Genomic DNA, 19,028 nt, shown 5'->3' on the forward strand with positions numbered 1-19,028 from the left:
TTTTGCTGAGAAATGGAGCGGAAAAACAGCTTTTGCCCCTGAATCTTAAAAGAAAACCCCCATGAAGGGGGCTCTTTTACAAAATCGTGTGCGCCGGCTCCTGGCCCAGCATCTGCTCGATTTTATTCTGATCGTCCAAAACCGCCACCTTCGGCTGATGGCTTTTTGCTTCCTGATCAGACATCATTTGATAAGAAATAATAATGACTTTATCTCCTGGTTGGACGAGGCGGGCAGCAGCTCCGTTTAAACAGATCACGCCGCTCCCCCGCTTACCGGGAATAATATACGTTTCAAGTCTCGCTCCGTTGTTATTATTGACGATTTGAACTTTTTCATTAACGAGCATTCCGACGGCATCCAAAAGATCTTCATCAATCGTAATGCTGCCGACATAGTTCAAATTGGCTTCCGTCACGGTAGCGCGGTGCAGTTTTCCGGCCATCATAGTGCGGTACATATTATGATCTCTCCCATTCATCAATATCAATAATGATATTATCAATCAGCCTTGCTTTAGAAAATTGAACGGCACAGGCCAGAATGATCTTGCCGTTTAACGTTTTAAGCGGAGTCAGTTCAGGATAAGCGTACAATTCGGCATAATCAATGACGCCGCTTGTGTTTTCGATGATATCGGTGACGGTTTTTATGACGGTTTCCGGATTTCTTTCACCGTCTCTGATCAGTTCGGCGCCTTTTTGCAATGCTTTATAGATCATCGGCGCTTCTTTTCGTTCCTGCTCAGTCAGATAGACGTTGCGAGAGCTTTTAGCAAGTCCGTCTTCTTCTCTGACTGTATCCACCGCAACCAATTCGATGTCCATAAAGAAATCCTCAATCAATCCGTCCACAACCGCTGCCTGCTGGGCATCTTTCAGCCCGAAATAGGCGCGGGTCGGTTTAACGAGATTGAAAAACTTCGTCAGCACAGTAGCCACTCCGTCAAAATGACCGATGCGGGAGGCGCCGCATAACACGTCAGTTCTTCTTTTTACATGCACGGCAACATTTTGCTCGCCTTTATACATGTCACTTGCAGACGGCGTAAACAATACATCTGCCCCCGCCTGTTCTGCAAGCCGGGCATCGCGGTTTAAATCACGCGGATATGCTTCGTAATCCTCGCCCGGTCCGAATTGAGTCGGATTGACAAAGATGCTCATCACGACAATATCGTTTTCTTTAGTTGCTTTTTCAACCAGCGTCAGATGTCCTTCATGAAGAAAACCCATTGTCGGGACGAATCCGATCGTACGGCCTTCTGAGCGGTATTGCGCAATCAGTTCTTTCAGCTGTTGAGTTTCTGTCAGTTGTTTCATCGCTTACTTTCCTCCGTACAAGCCTTGCAGCACAGTTTGGTTGATCTGAAAAGAATGCTTTTCTTCCGGGAAAACCCGTTCTTTCACATCACGCACATAACCGCTGAGCGCAGATTCAATCGCGCCGTCGATTTTGGCATATTGCTTCACGAACTTCGGTGTTCTGTCCACGCCGTGGCCGACGACGTCATGATAAACAAGAACTTGGCCGTCAGCTTTTGAGCCGGCTCCGATTCCGATGACGGGAATGGATACTTCTTCTATTATTTTTGCGGTCAGTTCAGCAGGCACACATTCAAGCACGAGCATCATCGCTCCCGCCTGTTCGCATTTCACGCTGTCTTCGATGAGCTTTTTCGCGCTTTGCTCATCTTTTCCCTGCACTTTATATCCGCCTAACACTCCGACAGACTGCGGTGTAAGGCCTAAATGGCTGACGACAGGGATTCCGCCGAGTGTCAGCGCGCGGATGGATTCGAAAACGCCGTCTCCGCCTTCAAGCTTTAACGCGTCCGCTCCGCTTTCCTGAATAATGGCCGCGGCATTTTTCAATGTATCTTCTTTTGAAAGGTGGTAAGACATAAACGGCATGTCGGTTACGATAAACGTATTTTTCGCACCGCGTTTTACCGCTTTTGTATGGTGAATCATGTCACTGACCGTTACGCCGACGGTTGAATCGAGTCCGAGCACGACCATTCCGAGCGAATCCCCGACTAAAATCATGTCGACTCCAGCCTGTTCCGCCAGTTTTGCCTGCGGATAATCGTAAGCGGTCAGCATCACGATCGGCTCTCCGTTTTCCTTCATTTTCATGAAATCCAGTTTTGTTTTCATTCTGATTCTCCTCCTCTAAACGGTGAGGAGATGATCCGCCAATTCTTCGCAAGCAAAAAAGCCTTCTGTACAATAAGAAGGATTCCCACTTGTTTAACGTTCAGCGAATGTCATCCCTCTGTCCCAGTCCTTTTTTGGATCAAGGCAGACTTTTCGTAATCTCTGTTCTGCTGATCAGGTGCAGTTCATTATGATACTGCCCATAGGAAGTATACCAAATTCACGAGGCTTGTACCAACTAAGATTAATTGAGCTCAATATCGGCAGAATAGATCTTCTTTATTCCGTCTTTCGTTTCCAAAAGAAGGACCCCCTCATCATCAATGCCGAGCGATTTCCCGTAAAATGTCCCTTGCAGCGTTCTCGCTCTGAGCTCACTCGCCAATCCGACCGCGTAGCTTTCCCATAACAGCTTAATCGGTGTAAACCCGTGCTTCAGATAATCCTGATAGCGTTTTTCAAAAGTCAGCAGAATCTCTTGTATCAGACCCGCTCTGTCAATTTTTTCGCCGGCTTCCAGGCTGAGGCTTGTCGCAATGTCCTGAAGCTCGCCGGGAAAATCGGTTTCCCGCTGGTTCACGTTGATTCCGATGCCGAGAATGACCGAACGGACACGGTCTTCTTCCGCCTGCAGCTCAGTTAAGATTCCGACGGCCTTTTTGCCGTGAATCATTAAATCATTCGGCCATTTAATAGCGGGCTGTACACCGGTAAAGGATTCGATAGCCTGAACGACCGCAACGGCAGATAACAGGGTGAGCTGCGGCGTTTTTTGCAAAGGAATTTCCGGTCTCAGGATGAGGCTCATCCATATCCCGTTTCCTTCCTGAGAATGCCACACTCTGGACATTCTTCCTCTGCCTGCCGTTTGTTTATCGGCAACTACGAGTGTTCCTTCCGGCGAGCCGTCATTGGCCAGTTCATGGGCGGTTTTTTGGGTGGACGGCAGGACGTCCCGGTAATACAGCTGTTTGCCCATAACCTCTGTTTTCAGCCCGAAGCGGATTTCAGATTCACTGAGTTTCCCCGGTTTTTTGATGAGCCTGTACCCTTTTCGTCTGACCGCCTCAACCTCATAGCCCTCTTTACGGAGCTCTTCTATATGTTTCCAAACGGCGGTTCTCGAACAGCCGAGCGCGTCACTTATTTTCTGCCCGGAGATAAAGCCGTCACCCGCCTCAGAAAATAAATCAATTAATCGGGTTCTTAATGTTGATCCCATGATGCGAGCCACTCCTTTATGTCATATTTTCGGTTGGAGAGCTTCCCTGCCAATACCGCTTCTTCAATCCGGCTAAGTTCTTCGGCAATCCATTTACCCGCACGGCGGTTTCTGAGCTCCATCAGATCAGCGCCTGAAATGTCGAGATCACGAAGGCTTTTGATCGGCAGCTGCTCATACAGGCTTCGAATCTCTTTCAGCTTTTGTTCATCAACCGTCTTATGCTTTTTCAGCATTTCGATTTTAACGGCTGAAAACAGCGCATCTCCAGCCCGGTACATCGCCTGGGCTTCAAGCTGCGCCGGATAAACGCTTACGATCTGCACCGCTTTTTTTATGACTTTTCCCGGCAGTTTCCATTGTTTTAAAAACGGTTCGGCGCTTTTCGGACAAAGACCGAGAAATAATAACAGCGCTGCCCAGCGTTCTTCGCGCGTATCTAAGGAGGAAAACGGATATCCGCTCGCTTCAAGCATTTGCTTCTCATAACCGGAAAGACCGGGCAGCTCTTGTATCAGACCTGTCTGCACCATTGTTTGAATCGCTTCTTTTGAAGATGCGCCAACAAGCAGCTTTTCAAACTCGACGGTCTTTCGTTCTACTGATACGTGCGCCAAAAGCTCCCTGTCTTTTATGACGGCCTCTTTTGTTTCTTTCTCTAACAGAAAGCCGAGCTGGCTCATAAACCGGACGGCTCTCATCATCCGCAGAGCGTCTTCCCGAAAACGGTCTTCAGGGTTCCCCACCGTACGGATCAGCTTTTGCGCGATATCATGAACGCCTCCGAAATAATCAAGCAATTCTCCTTCGGCAGACATCGCCATTGCATTAATCGTTAAGTCTCTCCGCTTTAAGTCTTCTGCTAAAGATGTAATGAACCGGACGGCTTCAGGACGCCGGTAGTCCTTATATTCTGATTCGGCGCGGAAGGTGGTGACTTCATATGTTTCATCTTCCCATAAGACGATTACGGTGCCGTGCTCTTTGCCGACATCGACGGTACGCTCAAAGAGGCGCTCCACCTCATCGGGCGAAGCGCTTGTCGCGATGTCCACATCACCTATTTTTCGTTTCATATAGCTGTCTCTGACGGCTCCCCCGACAAAGTAGGCCTGGTGGCCCGCCTTTATCAGATGGTGAAGGATGGGGAGGGCTTTGACAAATTCCTGTTCCATAAGATCACTCCGGTCCTGCCAATTCGTCATAAATTCGTTCGTACTGACTGACGATTCGTTGCGAAGAAAAGGCGGTCTCCACCATTTTCAGCGCATGTTCAGTCAAACGTTTGCTGAGCTGTTTGTCTTCTAAAACGGCAAGCGCTTTTTCAGAAGCCGCTTGAATATCGCCGACTTCCACCAGAAAACCGCTTACTTGATCTTTAATCACTTCCGGTATTCCGCCGATATTCGTTCCGATGCACGGCACACCGCAGGCCATCGCCTCCAGAAGTACGAGTCCGAAACTTTCTTTTTCAGAAAGAAGGAGCTTAAGGTCACTGATGGAATACAGTTCTTCCACCCTGTCCTGGTTTCCGAGGAGCAGCACTTGGTCCTGCAGGCCGTATTTCTCGACAAGCTGCCAAGCGACGCACTTTTCCGGTCCGTCTCCGACAAGCAGAAGCTTCGCCTTTGTTTTGGCTGCGATATTACGGAAAACACGGATAACATCCTTCACGCGTTTTACCTTTCTGAAGTTGGAAACATGGATGACGACTTTCTCATCCGGCAAAATACCGTGTTTCTCTTTTATACTCTCTGTATTTTTCTTAAGATAAACACGTTCATCAATAAAGTTGTAAATGGTCTCAATTTTTTTATCCGGCTTGATTAAATCATATGTTTCCCCGGCAAGCGCGGTTGATACAGCGGTCACTCTGTCGGACGCTTCAATGGCAAACCGGATTAAATCTTTTAATGACGGATCATACCCTAAAACGGTAATGTCCGTACCGTGAAGCGTCGTAACAATGCCGATGTCGCGCTTTAGCATCTGTTTGGCGAGATAAGCGCATACTGCATGCGGGAGCGCATAGTGCGCGTGGATGATATCAAGATTTTCCCTTGCGGCAACCTCAGCGATTTTGCTCGCCAGTGAAAGGTCGTAAGGCGGATGTTTAAATACCGCGTATTGGTTGACCTCCACCTCATGAAAATGAATATTCGGATGATATGTATTTAATCTGAACGGGATGCTTGATGTGATGAAATGAACCTGGTGCCCCTTTTCCGCAAGCAGCTTGCCGAGTTCCGTCGCAATAATACCCGAGCCTCCGACACTCGGGTAGCATGTAATCCCTATTTTTAATGGTCTCATTGTCCGCCCCCAAAAACATCATCATTCAAAACGGGAAGCTGTTTTGAAAAGAAACCTTCGGCATACCCCGTCCCGGCTTCTTTGCCATACAGTCTTTCCCGCGCTTCCACCATTTCGATATAACCGTTTGTCAGCGGTGTGTTCACTGACTGCGCCGTCGGAATAAACTGACTTTGATAGGCGTGCAGGCTTTCTTTTTTCAGATCGATGGTTTCCGTTATGTCGATTACAAAGTCCGGACGGTGAAATCCGTTAATCATATAATAGTAAACCTTTTGAGCCTTGTGAGCCGGCAGTTCCCGGTGATCTTTATATTTATGAATTCCCGCTGAGAATACCGCCTCTTCGACTAATGCCGCCGCATTGCCGTGATCCGGATGGCGGTCTTTCGGATAAGGCATGAAAACGGCTTTCGGCCGGCATGCTCTGATGACACTGACAATCCGGCGGATGCTGTCCTCACTTGTCAAAAGCCCGCGGTCAGGAAGCGTAAGCTGGATTCTCTCTTTCACGCCGAGAATTCGGCCGGCCTCCGCCGCTTCTTCTTTTCTTATTCTTACCGTTCCGTTAGATGACAGCTCGGCCTCGGTCAGATCGCATATCACAGCGGTTTTTCCCTGCCCCGTAAATTTTGCGATTGTGCCGCCCATGCCGATCTCGACATCATCGCTATGGGCGCCGAACGCAAGAATATCAACGTGTTCAGACATTCGGCTCTCCTCCGCGCACGAGATTGCGGAAATCAAACGCCCCGCCGTCCAGCGTACGGACGAGAATCTCCGCTGTTCCCATATTTGTGGCCAGCGGGATCGCATATACGTCACACAGCCGGATCAGCGCCGATACATCTGGTTCGTGAGGCTGCGCAGTTAACGGATCCCGCAGAAAAATGACGAGATCAAGAGCATTCGCCGCAATTAATGCCCCGATTTGCTGATCTCCGCCGAGCGGGCCGGATTGAAAACGTTCAACGGACAATCCGGTCGCTTCCTGGATTTTCAAGCCTGTCGTGCCCGTCGCGTATAACTCATGGCGGCTCAATATATCTTTATATGCGGTCGTAAACTGAACCATATCCTGCTTTTTTTTATCGTGAGCAATCAAAGCGATTTTCATTTGATATTCTCCCCCTTGCCGATTCAGTCGATAATATTTTCGAGGCCGTACACAAGCTGGTCGATTTTCATCACTTGCTCTACTGACAGCTTCACTCCTGACATAAAGGAAGCCCGGTTGTAGGAGTCATGGCGCAGTTTCAGCGTTTGGCCGTCCATGCCGAACATGACTTCCTGGTGGGCGATAAGACCCGGCAGACGCACGCTGTGAAGACGGATGCCGTTTAATTCAGCACCGCGGGCGCCCGGCAGGATTTCTTTTTCATCAGGATGACCCTGCTGCTTTTCTGTACGGACGCTTGAAATCATTTCCGCTGTTTTCAGCGCCGTTCCGCTCGGTGCGTCCAGTTTTTGATCATGATGAAGCTCAATGATTTCTACATCTTCAAAATAGTTGGCGGCCATTTGTGAGAATTTCATCATCAGCACCGCGCCCAATGCAAAGTTCGGAGCGATAATGGCGCCGATTCCTTTTTCTTCAGTCAAGGCTTGAAGCTCCTCTAAATCCGCTTCGGAAAACCCGGTCGTTCCCACAACAGGACGGACGCCGTGTTCAAGAGCGGCTTTCGTATGTTTTTTGCCGATTTCAGGCGTTGTTAAATCGATCAGCACATCCGGTTTTGTTTCTTGGAAACATGCGCGGATATCCGTATAAATAAGAGCATCTGAATCAGCTGACATCACTTCCCGTAATGTTTGCTGATCGTATGTATGGTCAATGGCGCCGACAAGCTCAAAATGTGGCGTGCGGACGGCAAGTTTTACGGCCTCCTGGCCCATTCTGCCTCTCGGTCCGGCGATTACGACTTTAATGGTTTCATTTGACATGGTTTCTCCTACTTTCCTTCTTCTTTTCTCGTCCAGCGGTCTTTATCCCGTGTATTAAATTTATGCATCACGCGGTTATGAGCTTCCTCCAATGAAATATCAAGGGAATTGGCGAGGCAGATCAGGACGAACAGCACGTCGCCCATTTCCTCTTCCATGCTTTTCTCATTTTCCGTCGTTTTCTTCGGCTTTTCCCCATAGTAATGGTTGACTTCTCTTGCGAGTTCGCCCAGTTCTTCGGTGAGACGGGCCATCATGGCAAGCGGGCTGAAATAGCCTTCTTTGAATTGGCCGATATATTCATCGACCTCAGCTTGTAAGTCTTTCATCGTTTTGTCACTCACTGTGCGAATACCTCCTGTCATCTCTTCCATGTTAGCTAATTCAAGTACATTTGACAAATGTTAAAAACGGCAGTTTGCTGTTTTCTTTTGTATCCACTATAATATTTACGCAATCTAATGGAAGGAAAAGGGGTTTGATGCAATGCTTGGAGAAATCAGAATCAAAAATATTTGCTTTATTTTAATCGGCGCCGCTGTTTTTTCATTCGGACTGGTTCACTTTAATATGCAGAACAATTTGGCGGAAGGCGGATTTACCGGCATTACGCTGCTCTTATATGCGTTATTCCACATCAGCCCTTCTATTTCCAACCTGGTATTAAACATTCCTATCTTTTTCATCGGCTGGCGCATGCTCGGCCGGACGATGTTTGTCTATACCCTGATCGGCACCGTCTCTCTCTCAGTTTTTCTGAGTATTTTTCAGCGTTACGAAATTCATATGCCGCTGTCGCATGATTTAGCTCTGGCGGCCTTGTTCGCGGGTGTATTTATCGGCGCGGGTCTCGGCATTATTTTTAAATACGGAGGCACGACGGGCGGGGTCGATATCATCGCCAGGCTGATCAATAAGTTTTTCGGAATCCCGATGGGCCGGACGATGTTTGCCTTTGATGCCTGCGTCATTTTGCTTTCTTTGTTTACGTATCTTTCTTACAAGGAAGCGATGTACACGCTTGTAGCCGTTTTTGTCGCTGCGCGATTGATTGATTTTATACAGGAAGGCGGCTATGCGGCAAAAGGGGCAACGATTATTTCTTCGAAAAACGATTTGATCCAGCAAAAGATCATAGATGAGATGGACCGCGGCGTCACCGTTTTAAAAGGGCAGGGATCATACACAAAAGAAGACAGAGACGTTCTTTACTGCGTCGTTCCGAAAAACGAAATTGTGCTTTTGAAAAGCGTCATCACTTCTGTTGACCCGCACGCCTTTGTTGCCGTAAGCGACGTCCATGATGTACTCGGAGAAGGATTTACGCTTGATGAAAATAAAAATCCGATCAGACGATAATAAAAAGGCGGCTTTTGCCGCCTTTACTGTTCGTGTTTCCATTTGACAACCGGTGATTTTTTCTTTTTCAATCGGCGGGCGAATGCCGGACTGACATTGAGCGTCTGCTCGACGAAGCGCTGCGGCGTCAGTGCCAGCCATTGGTTTAGGGATACGTCTTCAAAACGGTCGCTTTTGAAAATTTCCAGAAAGCGAAGCACGGTGTCACCGATATTCTGGACATAATGCCCCATCGCAAAAGGAACATATCCCACGTCACCCGCTTGATAGTTAAATGTCCGCGCTCTTCCCTCCGCCGCAAACACCGTCATTTTCGCTTCTCCCGAAAGATAATACTGCCACTCGTCCGTATTCGGATGCCAATGTAATTCTCTCATGCCTCCGGGTTCGACTTCCACAAGAGCGGCGGCAATCGTTTTTGACACCTTAAACGTTTTTGAATCGACGATCTTGACTCTTCCCCCGCTGGTAACAAGAGGCTCCTGCCGGGAGAGCTTGTAGCTGAACGGCTCCAAAACGGTGCCTTCCGGGGAAGAAACGGCTGCCTGTTCAATCGGGGGAGGCGGTTCCAGCTGGAACATGTAACGCTCTCTCTTGTGAATGTAGGCCAAGTCATATCCGGGAACACCGAAGTTCGCCTCCAGCACGCTGCGCGGGGTGTGGGCAAACCAGTCCGTTACTGAAAAGGTGCTGTTTTCTGAAAAAGAGCCGTCATCAAAGACAAGCAAAAACTCACTGCCCTGCTCCATCCCTTGAATGGAATGAGGGATGCCGGAAGGAAAATACCACAAATCCCCTTCACTGACGTTGTCAATAAAATTCCGCCCGTTTTGGTCGACTGCGGTTAAACGGACTTCTCCGTTTATCACGTATCCCCATTCGGCTTCTTTATGCCAATGAAGTTCCCGCACAGCTCCCGGTTTCAGTCTCATGTTCACCGCCGCGATGTTTTTGGACACCGGCAGTTCCCTGACCGTCACTTCTCTCGACCATCCGCCGTCTTCAAGCCTCATATGCGTATCAGAAAAAGAGAATTTCAAGTTTTGGACCGTTCCCGCATCCGTTGAAGGCGGAACGAGCATATCAGGATTCTGGAAGTCACGCGCGAGGTTCCGCGGTCCTTCATCAGTCGCCCCTTTTCTGCCTCTGATCGGCTGCGGGAGGTGTTTTGAAACCAATTGCTGGATGAGTTTTTTCACTGGCTTTAGCTCCTTTACAGCAATTTGTGTTTATTTAGACTTAGGATATTCACGCTTTTTCTCTTTCTTTTTTTCCGCTCTGTATTTTCGGTAGCCGACATATGTCAGCGCAGTAATAATGATACCGCCTGTTGTCAGAATGACCCAGAGCAGCGAAGGATCAGCGTCATCCCGCTCCACCTTGTCAAATACACGTTTTAAATCCTGCTGCAGAAGCGTCAGACGCTCAAGCTTTGTTCCTTTTGTCATCTGCTGAAACCCTTCCTGCTCAATCACCTCGATATGTTTCGCCACCGTATCAAGCTGGCCGGCTGACACATCCATTGTCAGGCTGGGATAAATTAAATCATATAATGATATAAATTCATTCCACTTTTCATTGAAATTCTCACTTCCGTTCCCGCTGACATCTTCTTTTAAGGCGCTGAATGTCGCCATAATCGGTCTTTCAAGCGAACCCCACAGCGGATCGGAGTGGTCTTCCATCGCATCCATTACAAGCCTGAACTGAGCGGCTGCGCGAATTTTTTCGGAATCTGAGGCATCCGCCTGTTTCAAGGCGCGCTCTAAATCATTACAGCCCAGAGTCACCTGCCTGACTTCGGCGCCGGTCAGTGAGTTTACGTGTGTCATTTTTTTCTTAAAGTAGCCAAGCACTTGCAGGGCCTCATCATACTGCGAATGCCTCGTCATCTGGAAAACGGTATCCGAAAGGTCGTTCAGTTCCTTGAGACCGCCCTCACCTTCAGCTTTAGCAGTTGTGATGAAACACATAAGAGCAAGCAAAAGACAGATTGTCAGCTTTCGTTTCATAGAGGTCCCTCCCACTCCTTCTCTTTACAGAATATGAAGAGCGGGACAAGGTTAGACCAAGATTCTATCAGTGTAAGTCAAGCTTTATCCGCCTTTTGGAAATCACCAAAACGTATGCAAGACCGAGTGAAAACAGGCTCAGCCAGAATGTGGCATAGCCGATCTCTTGCATATAAGCACTGAGCATTGAATAGCGGGGCATCATGCCGAAAAGATAATCAATGACGTCATTATGAAGCGTCCAAACAGCGGCAACGGCAAGATGCCATAACCGGAACCGAAAATACGGGCTGTATAAAACACCTTGAACCGCCATGGCGAAATGTGAAGCAATCAGCATGTACCCTTCCCAAGGCATCTGCCCCATTTTAATCAGCACAAAGATATTCATTCCGACCGCCCACAGCCCGTATTTTACAAGGGTTACAAGCGCAAGCGCTTCAAACAGCGGCGCGTTTCTTCTCATAAGAAATGCCAAAAGCACGAACAGGAAGAAAAATGTCGCCGTCGGGCTGTCAGGCACAAATATCAGAAAACGGAACGGCGTGTCCGCAAGCTGCGGCAAATACCAATAATAGCCGTACGCGGTACCGATAAAATTAACGGCAAGAGCAAGCAGAAGCATGCCGCGCCGTCCTAAAAGATAAGAAATCCACCTCATACGATCAACTCTCAGTCCTTAAAAAATATGTATCATGCAAAAAAAGCTGACATCCGGTCAGCTCTTTTCATAAAAGTATATCCTGCTATTGTCCGCTTCACAATATGTTATTTCGAGGTCGTTTCAGAAATGAACTTCGCCAGCTGATCAAGCTGTTTATCATTCCCTTTAAAAATACCGGCTGGCATCTGCCCTTTCCCTTTGACGGCGATCTTTTTAATTTCTTCCGGGCTCAGCCCGTTATCGACCAGGGACGGACCGGCGCCTCCGCCTTGAAGATTATCCCCGTGACAGGAAATACAGCCCTGTTCTTTAAATACTTTATAACCGTCTGATTCGGTATCAATGGCGGCTTCTTTTTTGATTTTCCCTTGCTCCTCCGCCTTCGCCCAGTCATGCGTCGCGACTGACTGCCACGTTAAAAAGACCGTAGCGCAAAGCGCCAAAAGCATCATGCCGACCGCAACCGGACGCTTCCACGGCCTTCTTTCAGTTCCCTTGTCGAGAAACGGAGCCAAAAGAAGCGACCCGAAGGCAAGCCCCGGTATAATCATCGCGCCGATAACGGTGTAGCTCCCCGCGGCATATTCATATTTTAAAAGCTGGTATAAAAATAGAAAATACCAATCCGGCAGCGGTATATATCCCGTATCCGTCGGGTCCGCAACCCGTTCCAAAGGCGGCTCGTGCACTATCGTCAAAACGAGAAATCCGACGAGGAAAACGGCTCCGACCATCCATTCCTTCAGCAGGAAGTTCGGCCAGAACGCCTCTGTCTTTCCCGGATACTCTGAATAGTCTTTCGGTATATTCGGTTTTTTTTCAGCCGGAATCCTTGAATCTCCTACAAACTTCATTCCTTTCCCCCGGTGCATGTCATCCCCTCCCTTTTATATCAGATCTGTATTAAAGCGGTCCTGAAATTCCCTGCTTGCGAATCATGACAAAGTGGGCGCCCATGAGCGCAAACAAAGCGGCAGGGAGAAAAAACACGTGAATCGCAAAGAATCTCGTCAGCGTTTGGGCGCCGACAATATCGTGGTGGCCGGCAAGAAGGGTTTTCACCTGCGCTCCGATCAACGGCGTCGCCTCCGCAATCTGAAGACCTACCTTTGTCGCAAACAGCGCCTTCATGTCCCACGGAAGCAGATACCCCGTAAAACCGAGACCAAGCATCACAAAAAAGATCAGAACACCGACGATCCAGTTCAATTCCCGAGGCTTTTTATAAGCTCCCTGAAAGAAAACCCGCAGCGTATGTAAAAACATCATCACGATGACTAAACTTGCCCCCCAATGATGCATACCCCTTACAATCTGTCCGAAAGCGACTTCATTCTGCAAATAATACACAGATTCCCACGCGTTTTTAATATCCGGCACATAATACATCGTTAAAAACATCCCGGACAGCACTTGGATAACGGTTACAAAAAACGTCAATCCGCCGAAACAATAGACAAAAGCCGAGAAATGGTGAGCTGGATTCACATGTTCCGGCACTTCATGGTCGGCGATATCCCGCCACATCGGCGTAATATCGAGACGTTCGTCCACCCAGTCATAAATTTTGTTCAGCATGTCACCCTTCCCCCCTAGGCTTTGCTTTTCCAAGATACAAAAAGCCGTCCTTTACTTTTTGCTCATAACGGTCAAGAGGCGCGAGCGGCGGCGTGCCCGGAACGTTCGTGCCGTCTTTTTCATACAGCCCGTAATGGCAGGGACAAAAGAATTTGTTCGGATTTTTAGGATCATTGTTCCAGTTTACGGTGCAGCCTAAATGCTTGCAGATCGGCGAAAGCGCTATAATTTCATCGCCATGCTTGTAGACCCAGGCTGATCTGGATTCTTCCGATTCGTACCAAGCGTCGACCTGATGAATTTTAAAGTCAAACCGTTTCGGCTCCTTCGTCAGTTCATCGACGCTGACAACCTGCACCATTTTTTGATCTCCGGTCGGTTTTAATACCGGGTCCAGCGCAAAACGGACCATAGGCATAAGCGCACTGGCCGCCATAAATCCCCCCACGCCGGTGAGCGCATAGTTTAAAAATTGCCTTCTTGATATATCTTGTTTTCCGCCCATCTCTTCCCCCCCTAAAAGATTGACCAAAAATTAACTAAAATAGAAAATAATTCTGAGATTTGACACCCTCATAATATATGAATCTTTCAGCAAGGTCAACAGAGGCAAAATGGCTGTTTTGCGGGATGTCTGGAGTTTTTAGGAATTGTTCCACTTCTGTAACAAAACGTTCAAAATTTCCCCGCACTTATCATCCGCTATTTTTCTCTTTAAAGAGTCTTTCATATGTTCAAACGGGACTGCAGGTATGTAGATGACATCAGATCCTATTTCAGAGTCCTTCCATTTTTCGTCTGCCGTCAGAAACAAGGCATGCCGGAAGCTGGTCATCACCTCTTCTTTGAATTTTTGAAGCAGGGCGATCTGTGATTGATCTATATCAACATATGTATAAGAGGGGAATAAATATACCCGTCCCTTCAACTGGCGCTCAAGCTCTTCAGAAAGCAATTGGGTGCTCTCCCCCCGTTCAACGGCCTCTTTTAAGCCTCCTGCAGATGTTATGGAAATTAACGGAATGACAGCGGTATCAATGTAATCTGCAGATTGCAAAAAGACATCGGCATCAGCGGCCCTCCATCTCATGTCTGGTTCCTCCTCCTTACGCAACAAGCCTTGCATATTCTGCAAGGCTGTCATTTATGTGAGCTGATTCAATTGGCGGGAAAGCTTTTCAAATGTTTCTTTGTCGTGGCGGTCCAGCGCCTCGTCGATATCTTTAAGCAGCTTTTCCCGCTGGAAAGTGGATATGGCATGTTCTAATATTTTTTCGGCCATCCCCTGATCCTGTTTATTTTCAAACAGTTCTTTCGGCAGATGCGGATTTAATTCAAGAACAGCAGCATATTCAGGCGAGCTGTAAGCCGAACGGAAATTCAGCTGGATAAATAAATCCTGCTGCTTATTCAGCCGGATGTCGTGAAAAGATTTTTCTGCGTCCGTGGTCATGACATTTTCTTTGTAAAACCTAAACGGCACCTCATCAACGCAATGCGTAGACATGATAATGCCTCTCGGACAAAATTCAGCTTGTTCTACAAAATGGACCTTCTCCATTAATGTATCATGACTCATTAAATAATTTAAAATCCAGACGCACTCCCGGCGTTTAAGCTGATAATGATTTAAAAACCAACGGATAAAATCCTTTTTTTCATTGACAGAAACAGGGGTCTGCATGTAATTCCCTCCTCTATCGATCGTATAATCTGACATCACTTATACATTCAGCAAGCATGGTTCAAAATCCTGCTTATTTCAAAAATTCGTCCTCTATCCGTAAGATTGTTTCTTCAAGCTCTTCGTTTGTTCCATCCATTGAAAGCACTTGTTTTAAAAGCGGCAGCGCTTCTTTCTGGAGACCCTCTTCCAATAAGAAGTGAGCGTATTCATATAAGAAATCCCGATCCTCCCGGTAATGGAGGTACGCAGCTTCGAAGCTTTTTTTCGCTTCGTCATATTGCTCCAGACCCGTATAGGCGCCCGCCAAATACCAATTGTATTTCGGATCTTCTTCGCCGTAGCCGCGGACTTCCTGAATCAGATCAATAATCTCTTCATAGCTTTCTTCTTTATGATAGACGGCTAAAAGCGTATGGAGCGCTTCCACATAACCTGGATCGAGCGCCAGCGCTTCCTGAAGAAGCTTTTTGCCTTCGTCTTCGTTCCCGAGCTTTAACGCCATTTTCGCCGCATAGAGAAAAAGCTCTTTATTGTATTCATCGTAAGTAATACCTTCTTTAGCGGTTTTTAATGCATCTTCATACATGCCCTCTGCCTCGTAGCTTTTTGCAAGCGGCATATAAAGCGATGAATAAGAAGGATCAAGCCCTTTTAAATCAGAAAGCTGCTTAATGGCGGTTTTGACCATTCCCGCCTGATAGGCTGTGAAGCCGTACCCGAAAATCGTATTCGGTTCTGTATGTTCTGCTGCCGCTTTTTCATACCATGAAATCGCTTCTTCAAATTCACCCGCCGCGCTCAATGACTCGGCCAGCCTTTGATGAACATTTACACCGCCGATTTCTTTCCGCTCTTTTGCCGTCTCTTCGTAATAGGGAACGGCTTTTGCGTATGACCCTTGGGTAAAGTACAATTCTCCCAGAGCAAAATCAATAACAGGTTCATCTTTTAACATTGCTTTCGCCTGTAACAGCTTTTGCTCACTTACTTCAAATAAGCCCTGCATCTGATACAGATCAGCCATCAAAAGAAGGCTTTCCGCGTAAGACGGGTCTTCTGGTGATATTGTCTCCAGCACCTCAAGAGCTTTTTCTTCTTCATCAATATCTATTAACAATTCGGCGTAAAAATTCGTCAGCTCAGACTCATCCGGATAAAGGTCATGCAGATCACTGATCAGCGTTAACGCTTTCTCTGCGTTTCCCCATTCATAGTAGAGCTGGGCTGCAATGGCTTTGTCTTCGTCATGAAGCTGCGTTTCAGCTTTTGAAAGCGCTTCGAGTCCCTTTTCGGTTTCACCTGCTTCAACTAATTTTATGGCATCTTGAATCAATGTATTCAAATCAGACCGGTCCTTTCTTTTCCTATACCTCATCAACCAATGAAAAGGGTTTATTCGGGTTATTCTTATCATAATTCAGACAGGGTCTGCCCGCAAATAAGATGCTTCACCCGGCATTATAGTTTATCAAAAAATGGCGAGGAGGAAAACGGCAAAAAAGGGGGTGCCATCTTTATACGCAAACAGCGCGGTTTGATCCGGCTGTTTCTGTAACGAAACGCATCCCCCCTTCCTGTTATTTTTCCTGTTTAAGACAAGCTATGTCAAAGCTCATGACTTTATGACACATGAAGAAAAAAGCCCGAAGAATCGTCTTCAGGCTTTTTTGGCTAATTGATCTAAATGCTCAAAGAATGTCGGATAGGAGACGCGGATCGCATCTGTATCACGAATGTCAATCGGCTCTTCCGTCAGACATGAGGCGATACCGAGCATCATGCCGATGCGGTGGTCGCCGTGGCTTGATACACTGACGCCGCCCGCGAGTGTCTTTTTGCCGCGGATTTTCATGCCGTCTTCAGTCGCTTCAATGTCTGCACCGATTTTCCGGAGCTCTGATACAACGGTGTCGATCCGGTTCGTTTCCTTCACTTTCAGCTCCGCCGCGTCTTTAATGACCGTTGTGCCTTCAGCCTGCGTTGCCAAAAGGGCGATAATCGGTATCTCGTCAATTAAACGGGGAATGATTTCTCCGCCGATTTCTGCCGCTTTCAGAGCTGACGCTTCGATAACAAGATCTCCGTACGGCTCCGCGCTGTCCGCTTCTGACGGAATCACTTCAAGTGAAGCCCCCATTTGCTTTAAGACATCAATAATCCCTGTGCGCGTCGGGTTAAGCCCGACATTTTTCAGCACAATCCGGCTTCCTGGAACGGCAGCCCCGGCCGCGAGGAAAAAGGCCGCTGAAGAGATATCCCCAGGTACGAAAATATCAGCTGCCCGAAGCCGCTGACCGCCAGTTACGGAAGCGCTCGTCTCTGTTTCCGCAAGCTCAGCGCCAAATGCGTTCAGCATCCGTTCTGTATGATCTCTTGATTTATGAGGCTCGGTAACGGTCGTCGTTCCTTCTGCCTGTAATCCGGCAAGCAGCACGGCAGATTTGATCTGCGCGCTTGCAACGGGAGACACATAATCGATGCCTTTTAATTGTCCGCCTCTTACAGATAACGGCGTAAATTCTCCGTCCGCTCTTCCGTCAATCACGGCACCCATCTGTTTTAAAGGCTCCGTCACCCTCTTCATCGGGCGCTTTGCAATACTTTCATCGCCCGCTACCGTACTGTGAAATGGGCGTCCGGCTAAAATGCCGAGCATCAGGCGGATGGTCGTGCCGGAATTTCCGACATCAAGAAGGCTGTCAGGCTCATAAAGTGCGTCAATGCCGTTCCCGTGTATCGTTACATCACCTCCGTTCTGTTCAATGGAGACACCCATTTTTCTGAAGCAGGCAATCGTGCTCAGGCAATCGGCTCCCGGCAAAAAGTTTTTTACCGTTGTCGTTCCTTCTGCAAGCGCTCCGAACATAACAGAACGGTGGGAGATAGATTTATCCCCCGGAATATGAATTTCACCGTTTAAAGATGTCACTTTTTCTCTTTTCAATGTTTTCCACCTCAGTCAGCGTAAAATGTGTCATAATTGGCGCGGGATTGAATGCAGATTTCCGCCCGCTTGCGGTCCTCATCCGTCTGGAAACTGATTCTCAGAATTCCGTTAATATCTTCTCTCGTTTCGATAATGCGGATGTTGGTGATGCTGATTTGTTCATCAGCCAATATCGCCGTAACCTCCGAAATGACCCCCGGATGATCGGGAACATCGACATAAAGGTCATAAAAGGACGGGATCGCCCCTTTTTGACGGATCGGCAGGCCGTCGCGGTAATCCTTCGCTTTTTTAAAGTAACCGAACAGGTTGTCCGCATCTTCATTTTCTACGTAAGATTCGATCGTGTCAATCTCCCGTTTCCACTCTTTGAAGCGGTCAAGCAGCTTATCTTTGTTGTGAAGGAGAATGTCTCTCCACATCGCCGGACTGCTGGAGGCTATTCTTGTAATATCCCGGAAACCGCCGGCCGCGAAACGCTTCAAAAGCGGGTAATCTTCTTCAGAACGGTGAGCCTGATGTACGAGACTGGCAGCAACGATATGAGGGAAATGACTGATGACGCTCGTCACGCCGTCATGCTCCTCAGGCGTCATCTCCACAAAGTGGGCGTTTGCCGCTTTCAGAAGCTCCTTCAGATGCGTTACTGACTGTTTAGAAGTTGATTTTCCCGGTGTTAAAATGTAAAACGCGTTTTCGAATAAAAATTCTTTGGCGGCAGCTGCCCCTGATTTATGAGACCCCGCCATCGGGTGGCCGCCGACAAATTGATAGTGAGCCGGAAGCACTTTGTCGGCGTAGCGGACGACTTTCTGTTTTGTGCTCCCCACATCCGTAATCAAGAGTTCATGGGTGATGCCCGAGGCGGCCAGCATATCAAGCATTTTCAGCGTTTGGGCGACGGGCGTGGCGATAATGATAACTGATGCTTGCTGCGCCCCTTCCGTAAATGAGCCGGCCCGCTCGTCAATAATCCCGAGCTTCAGCGCGGCAGTGAGCTGTTCTTCCGAAATATCCACGCCGATAATCCGTTTATGCGGATGCTCCTTTTTGATGGCCAATGCGATCGATCCGCCGATCAGCCCGATCCCCGCAAGCAATATAGTATCCTTCATTTCACTCATTTCCTTTTTCATCTAGTTTA

At 47.9% G+C, this 19,028-nt stretch carries 22 protein-coding genes; 1 reads left to right on the forward strand and 21 read right to left on the reverse strand.

Annotated elements, in window-relative coordinates; genetic code table 11:
- Positions 1–76: 76 nt before the first annotated feature.
- The 10 genes from panD to AD710_RS17995 form a co-directional block, all read right to left on the reverse strand.
- Positions 77–460 carry an aspartate 1-decarboxylase gene (panD, locus tag AD710_RS17950; protein ID WP_045927211.1) on the reverse strand — a complete coding sequence of 128 codons (384 nt, stop codon included), beginning with the start codon at positions 458–460 and terminating at the stop codon, positions 77–79.
- Position 461: 1 nt separating this feature from the next.
- On the reverse strand, positions 462–1,322 hold the full coding sequence (gene panC / locus AD710_RS17955; protein ID WP_049628683.1) for a pantoate--beta-alanine ligase: 861 nt from the start codon (positions 1,320–1,322) through the stop codon (positions 462–464).
- A 3-nt stretch (positions 1,323–1,325) separates the two neighbouring features.
- On the reverse strand, positions 1,326–2,159 hold the full coding sequence (gene panB / locus AD710_RS17960) for a 3-methyl-2-oxobutanoate hydroxymethyltransferase (RefSeq protein ID WP_016939076.1): 834 nt from the start codon (positions 2,157–2,159) through the stop codon (positions 1,326–1,328).
- Positions 2,160–2,403: 244 nt separating this feature from the next.
- On the reverse strand, positions 2,404–3,381 hold the full coding sequence (locus AD710_RS17965) for a biotin--[acetyl-CoA-carboxylase] ligase (protein ID WP_049628684.1): 978 nt from the start codon (positions 3,379–3,381) through the stop codon (positions 2,404–2,406).
- On the reverse strand, positions 3,366–4,556 hold the full coding sequence (locus tag AD710_RS17970) for a CCA tRNA nucleotidyltransferase (RefSeq protein WP_049628685.1): 1,191 nt from the start codon (positions 4,554–4,556) through the stop codon (positions 3,366–3,368). Before AD710_RS17970 ends, AD710_RS17965 begins: the two co-directional genes overlap by 16 nt.
- A gap of 4 nt (positions 4,557–4,560) precedes the next feature.
- Positions 4,561–5,694: an N-acetyl-alpha-D-glucosaminyl L-malate synthase BshA gene (gene bshA / locus AD710_RS17975; RefSeq protein ID WP_049628686.1), complete on the reverse strand. Its 1,134-nt coding sequence runs from the start codon at positions 5,692–5,694 to the stop codon at positions 4,561–4,563.
- Complete coding sequence (bshB1, locus tag AD710_RS17980) at positions 5,691–6,404, reverse strand: bacillithiol biosynthesis deacetylase BshB1 (RefSeq protein WP_049628687.1); 714 nt, start codon at positions 6,402–6,404, stop codon at positions 5,691–5,693. The genes bshA and bshB1 overlap by 4 nt, the downstream gene beginning before the upstream one ends.
- Complete coding sequence (gene mgsA, locus AD710_RS17985) at positions 6,397–6,810, reverse strand: methylglyoxal synthase (RefSeq protein WP_016939081.1); 414 nt, start codon at positions 6,808–6,810, stop codon at positions 6,397–6,399. Before mgsA ends, bshB1 begins: the two co-directional genes overlap by 8 nt.
- 23 nt (positions 6,811–6,833) lie before the next feature.
- Entirely contained in the window at positions 6,834–7,637 is an 804-nt protein-coding gene (dapB, locus tag AD710_RS17990) for a 4-hydroxy-tetrahydrodipicolinate reductase (protein WP_003153497.1), read from the reverse strand.
- 8 nt (positions 7,638–7,645) lie between these two features.
- Positions 7,646–7,981 carry a nucleotide pyrophosphohydrolase gene (locus tag AD710_RS17995; protein WP_003153495.1) on the reverse strand — a complete coding sequence of 112 codons (336 nt, stop codon included), beginning with the start codon at positions 7,979–7,981 and terminating at the stop codon, positions 7,646–7,648.
- A gap of 142 nt (positions 7,982–8,123) precedes the next feature.
- Between AD710_RS17995 and AD710_RS18000 the strand changes: the two genes are divergently transcribed.
- Complete coding sequence (locus AD710_RS18000) at positions 8,124–8,996, forward strand: YitT family protein (protein ID WP_016939082.1); 873 nt, start codon at positions 8,124–8,126, stop codon at positions 8,994–8,996.
- Between the two features lie 23 nt (positions 8,997–9,019).
- On the opposite strand, the gene AD710_RS18005 is transcribed toward AD710_RS18000, so the two are convergent.
- The 11 genes from AD710_RS18005 to AD710_RS18055 form a co-directional block, all read right to left on the reverse strand.
- Positions 9,020–10,195: an oxalate decarboxylase family bicupin gene (locus tag AD710_RS18005; protein WP_049628688.1), complete on the reverse strand. Its 1,176-nt coding sequence runs from the start codon at positions 10,193–10,195 to the stop codon at positions 9,020–9,022.
- A 30-nt stretch (positions 10,196–10,225) separates the two neighbouring features.
- Positions 10,226–11,008: a sporulation protein YpjB gene (ypjB, locus tag AD710_RS18010; protein WP_016939084.1), complete on the reverse strand. Its 783-nt coding sequence runs from the start codon at positions 11,006–11,008 to the stop codon at positions 10,226–10,228.
- Between the two features lie 67 nt (positions 11,009–11,075).
- The gene (locus tag AD710_RS18015) at positions 11,076–11,669 is read right to left on the reverse strand and encodes a lipoprotein heptaprenylglyceryl N-acetyltransferase LhaT (RefSeq protein ID WP_029575376.1); all 594 of its coding nucleotides are present in this window, start codon (positions 11,667–11,669) and stop codon (positions 11,076–11,078) included.
- Positions 11,670–11,776: 107 nt separating this feature from the next.
- Complete coding sequence (locus AD710_RS18020) at positions 11,777–12,544, reverse strand: menaquinol-cytochrome c reductase cytochrome b/c subunit (protein ID WP_049628689.1); 768 nt, start codon at positions 12,542–12,544, stop codon at positions 11,777–11,779.
- 31 nt (positions 12,545–12,575) lie between these two features.
- Entirely contained in the window at positions 12,576–13,250 is a 675-nt protein-coding gene (gene qcrB / locus AD710_RS18025; protein WP_003153485.1) for a menaquinol-cytochrome c reductase cytochrome b subunit, read from the reverse strand.
- Position 13,251: 1 nt separating this feature from the next.
- On the reverse strand, positions 13,252–13,755 hold the full coding sequence (locus tag AD710_RS18030; RefSeq protein ID WP_003153484.1) for a Rieske (2Fe-2S) protein: 504 nt from the start codon (positions 13,753–13,755) through the stop codon (positions 13,252–13,254).
- 138 nt (positions 13,756–13,893) lie between these two features.
- Positions 13,894–14,340, reverse strand: a complete 447-nt coding sequence (locus tag AD710_RS18035; protein ID WP_047475729.1) for a YpiF family protein — start codon at positions 14,338–14,340, stop codon at positions 13,894–13,896.
- 54 nt (positions 14,341–14,394) lie between these two features.
- Positions 14,395–14,934: a ReoY family proteolytic degradation factor gene (locus tag AD710_RS18040; RefSeq protein ID WP_016939088.1), complete on the reverse strand. Its 540-nt coding sequence runs from the start codon at positions 14,932–14,934 to the stop codon at positions 14,395–14,397.
- Positions 14,935–15,007: 73 nt separating this feature from the next.
- Positions 15,008–16,279 (reverse strand): tetratricopeptide repeat protein, encoded by a 1,272-nt coding sequence (locus tag AD710_RS18045; protein WP_049628690.1) that lies wholly within the window; start codon positions 16,277–16,279, stop codon positions 15,008–15,010.
- A 315-nt stretch (positions 16,280–16,594) separates the two neighbouring features.
- Positions 16,595–17,881 carry a 3-phosphoshikimate 1-carboxyvinyltransferase gene (gene aroA / locus AD710_RS18050; protein WP_049628691.1) on the reverse strand — a complete coding sequence of 429 codons (1,287 nt, stop codon included), beginning with the start codon at positions 17,879–17,881 and terminating at the stop codon, positions 16,595–16,597.
- Between the two features lie 11 nt (positions 17,882–17,892).
- Complete coding sequence (locus AD710_RS18055; protein ID WP_049628843.1) at positions 17,893–19,008, reverse strand: prephenate dehydrogenase; 1,116 nt, start codon at positions 19,006–19,008, stop codon at positions 17,893–17,895.
- Positions 19,009–19,028: the final 20 nt, after the last annotated feature.

The sequence above is a fragment of the Bacillus sp. JFL15 genome, from assembly GCF_001184225.1.
Taxonomy (GTDB): Bacteria; Bacillota; Bacilli; order Bacillales; family Bacillaceae; genus Bacillus; species Bacillus siamensis.

Bases quoted from the DNA above. Each gene is read 5' to 3' on its own strand.
- panD (WP_045927211.1), bottom strand. From the start codon at position 460: ATGTACCGCACTATGATGGCCGGAAAACTGCACCGCGCTACCGTGACG.
- panC (WP_049628683.1), bottom strand. From the start codon at position 1,322: ATGAAACAACTGACAGAAACTCAACAGCTGAAAGAACTGATTGCGCAA.
- panB (WP_016939076.1), bottom strand. From the start codon at position 2,159: ATGAAAACAAAACTGGATTTCATGAAAATGAAGGAAAACGGAGAGCCG.
- AD710_RS17965 (WP_049628684.1), bottom strand. From the start codon at position 3,381: ATGGGATCAACATTAAGAACCCGATTAATTGATTTATTTTCTGAGGCG.
- AD710_RS17970 (WP_049628685.1), bottom strand. From the start codon at position 4,556: ATGGAACAGGAATTTGTCAAAGCCCTCCCCATCCTTCACCATCTGATA.
- bshA (WP_049628686.1), bottom strand. From the start codon at position 5,694: ATGAGACCATTAAAAATAGGGATTACATGCTACCCGAGTGTCGGAGGC.
- bshB1 (WP_049628687.1), bottom strand. From the start codon at position 6,404: ATGTCTGAACACGTTGATATTCTTGCGTTCGGCGCCCATAGCGATGAT.
- mgsA (WP_016939081.1), bottom strand. From the start codon at position 6,810: ATGAAAATCGCTTTGATTGCTCACGATAAAAAAAAGCAGGATATGGTT.
- dapB (WP_003153497.1), bottom strand. From the start codon at position 7,637: ATGTCAAATGAAACCATTAAAGTCGTAATCGCCGGACCGAGAGGCAGA.
- AD710_RS18000 (WP_016939082.1), top strand. From the start codon at position 8,124: ATGCTTGGAGAAATCAGAATCAAAAATATTTGCTTTATTTTAATCGGC.
- ypjB (WP_016939084.1), bottom strand. From the start codon at position 11,008: ATGAAACGAAAGCTGACAATCTGTCTTTTGCTTGCTCTTATGTGTTTC.
- AD710_RS18015 (WP_029575376.1), bottom strand. From the start codon at position 11,669: ATGAGGTGGATTTCTTATCTTTTAGGACGGCGCGGCATGCTTCTGCTT.
- AD710_RS18020 (WP_049628689.1), bottom strand. From the start codon at position 12,544: ATGCACCGGGGGAAAGGAATGAAGTTTGTAGGAGATTCAAGGATTCCG.
- qcrB (WP_003153485.1), bottom strand. From the start codon at position 13,250: ATGCTGAACAAAATTTATGACTGGGTGGACGAACGTCTCGATATTACG.
- AD710_RS18030 (WP_003153484.1), bottom strand. From the start codon at position 13,755: ATGGGCGGAAAACAAGATATATCAAGAAGGCAATTTTTAAACTATGCG.
- AD710_RS18035 (WP_047475729.1), bottom strand. From the start codon at position 14,340: ATGAGATGGAGGGCCGCTGATGCCGATGTCTTTTTGCAATCTGCAGAT.
- AD710_RS18040 (WP_016939088.1), bottom strand. From the start codon at position 14,934: ATGCAGACCCCTGTTTCTGTCAATGAAAAAAAGGATTTTATCCGTTGG.
- AD710_RS18055 (WP_049628843.1), bottom strand. From the start codon at position 19,008: ATGAGTGAAATGAAGGATACTATATTGCTTGCGGGGATCGGGCTGATC.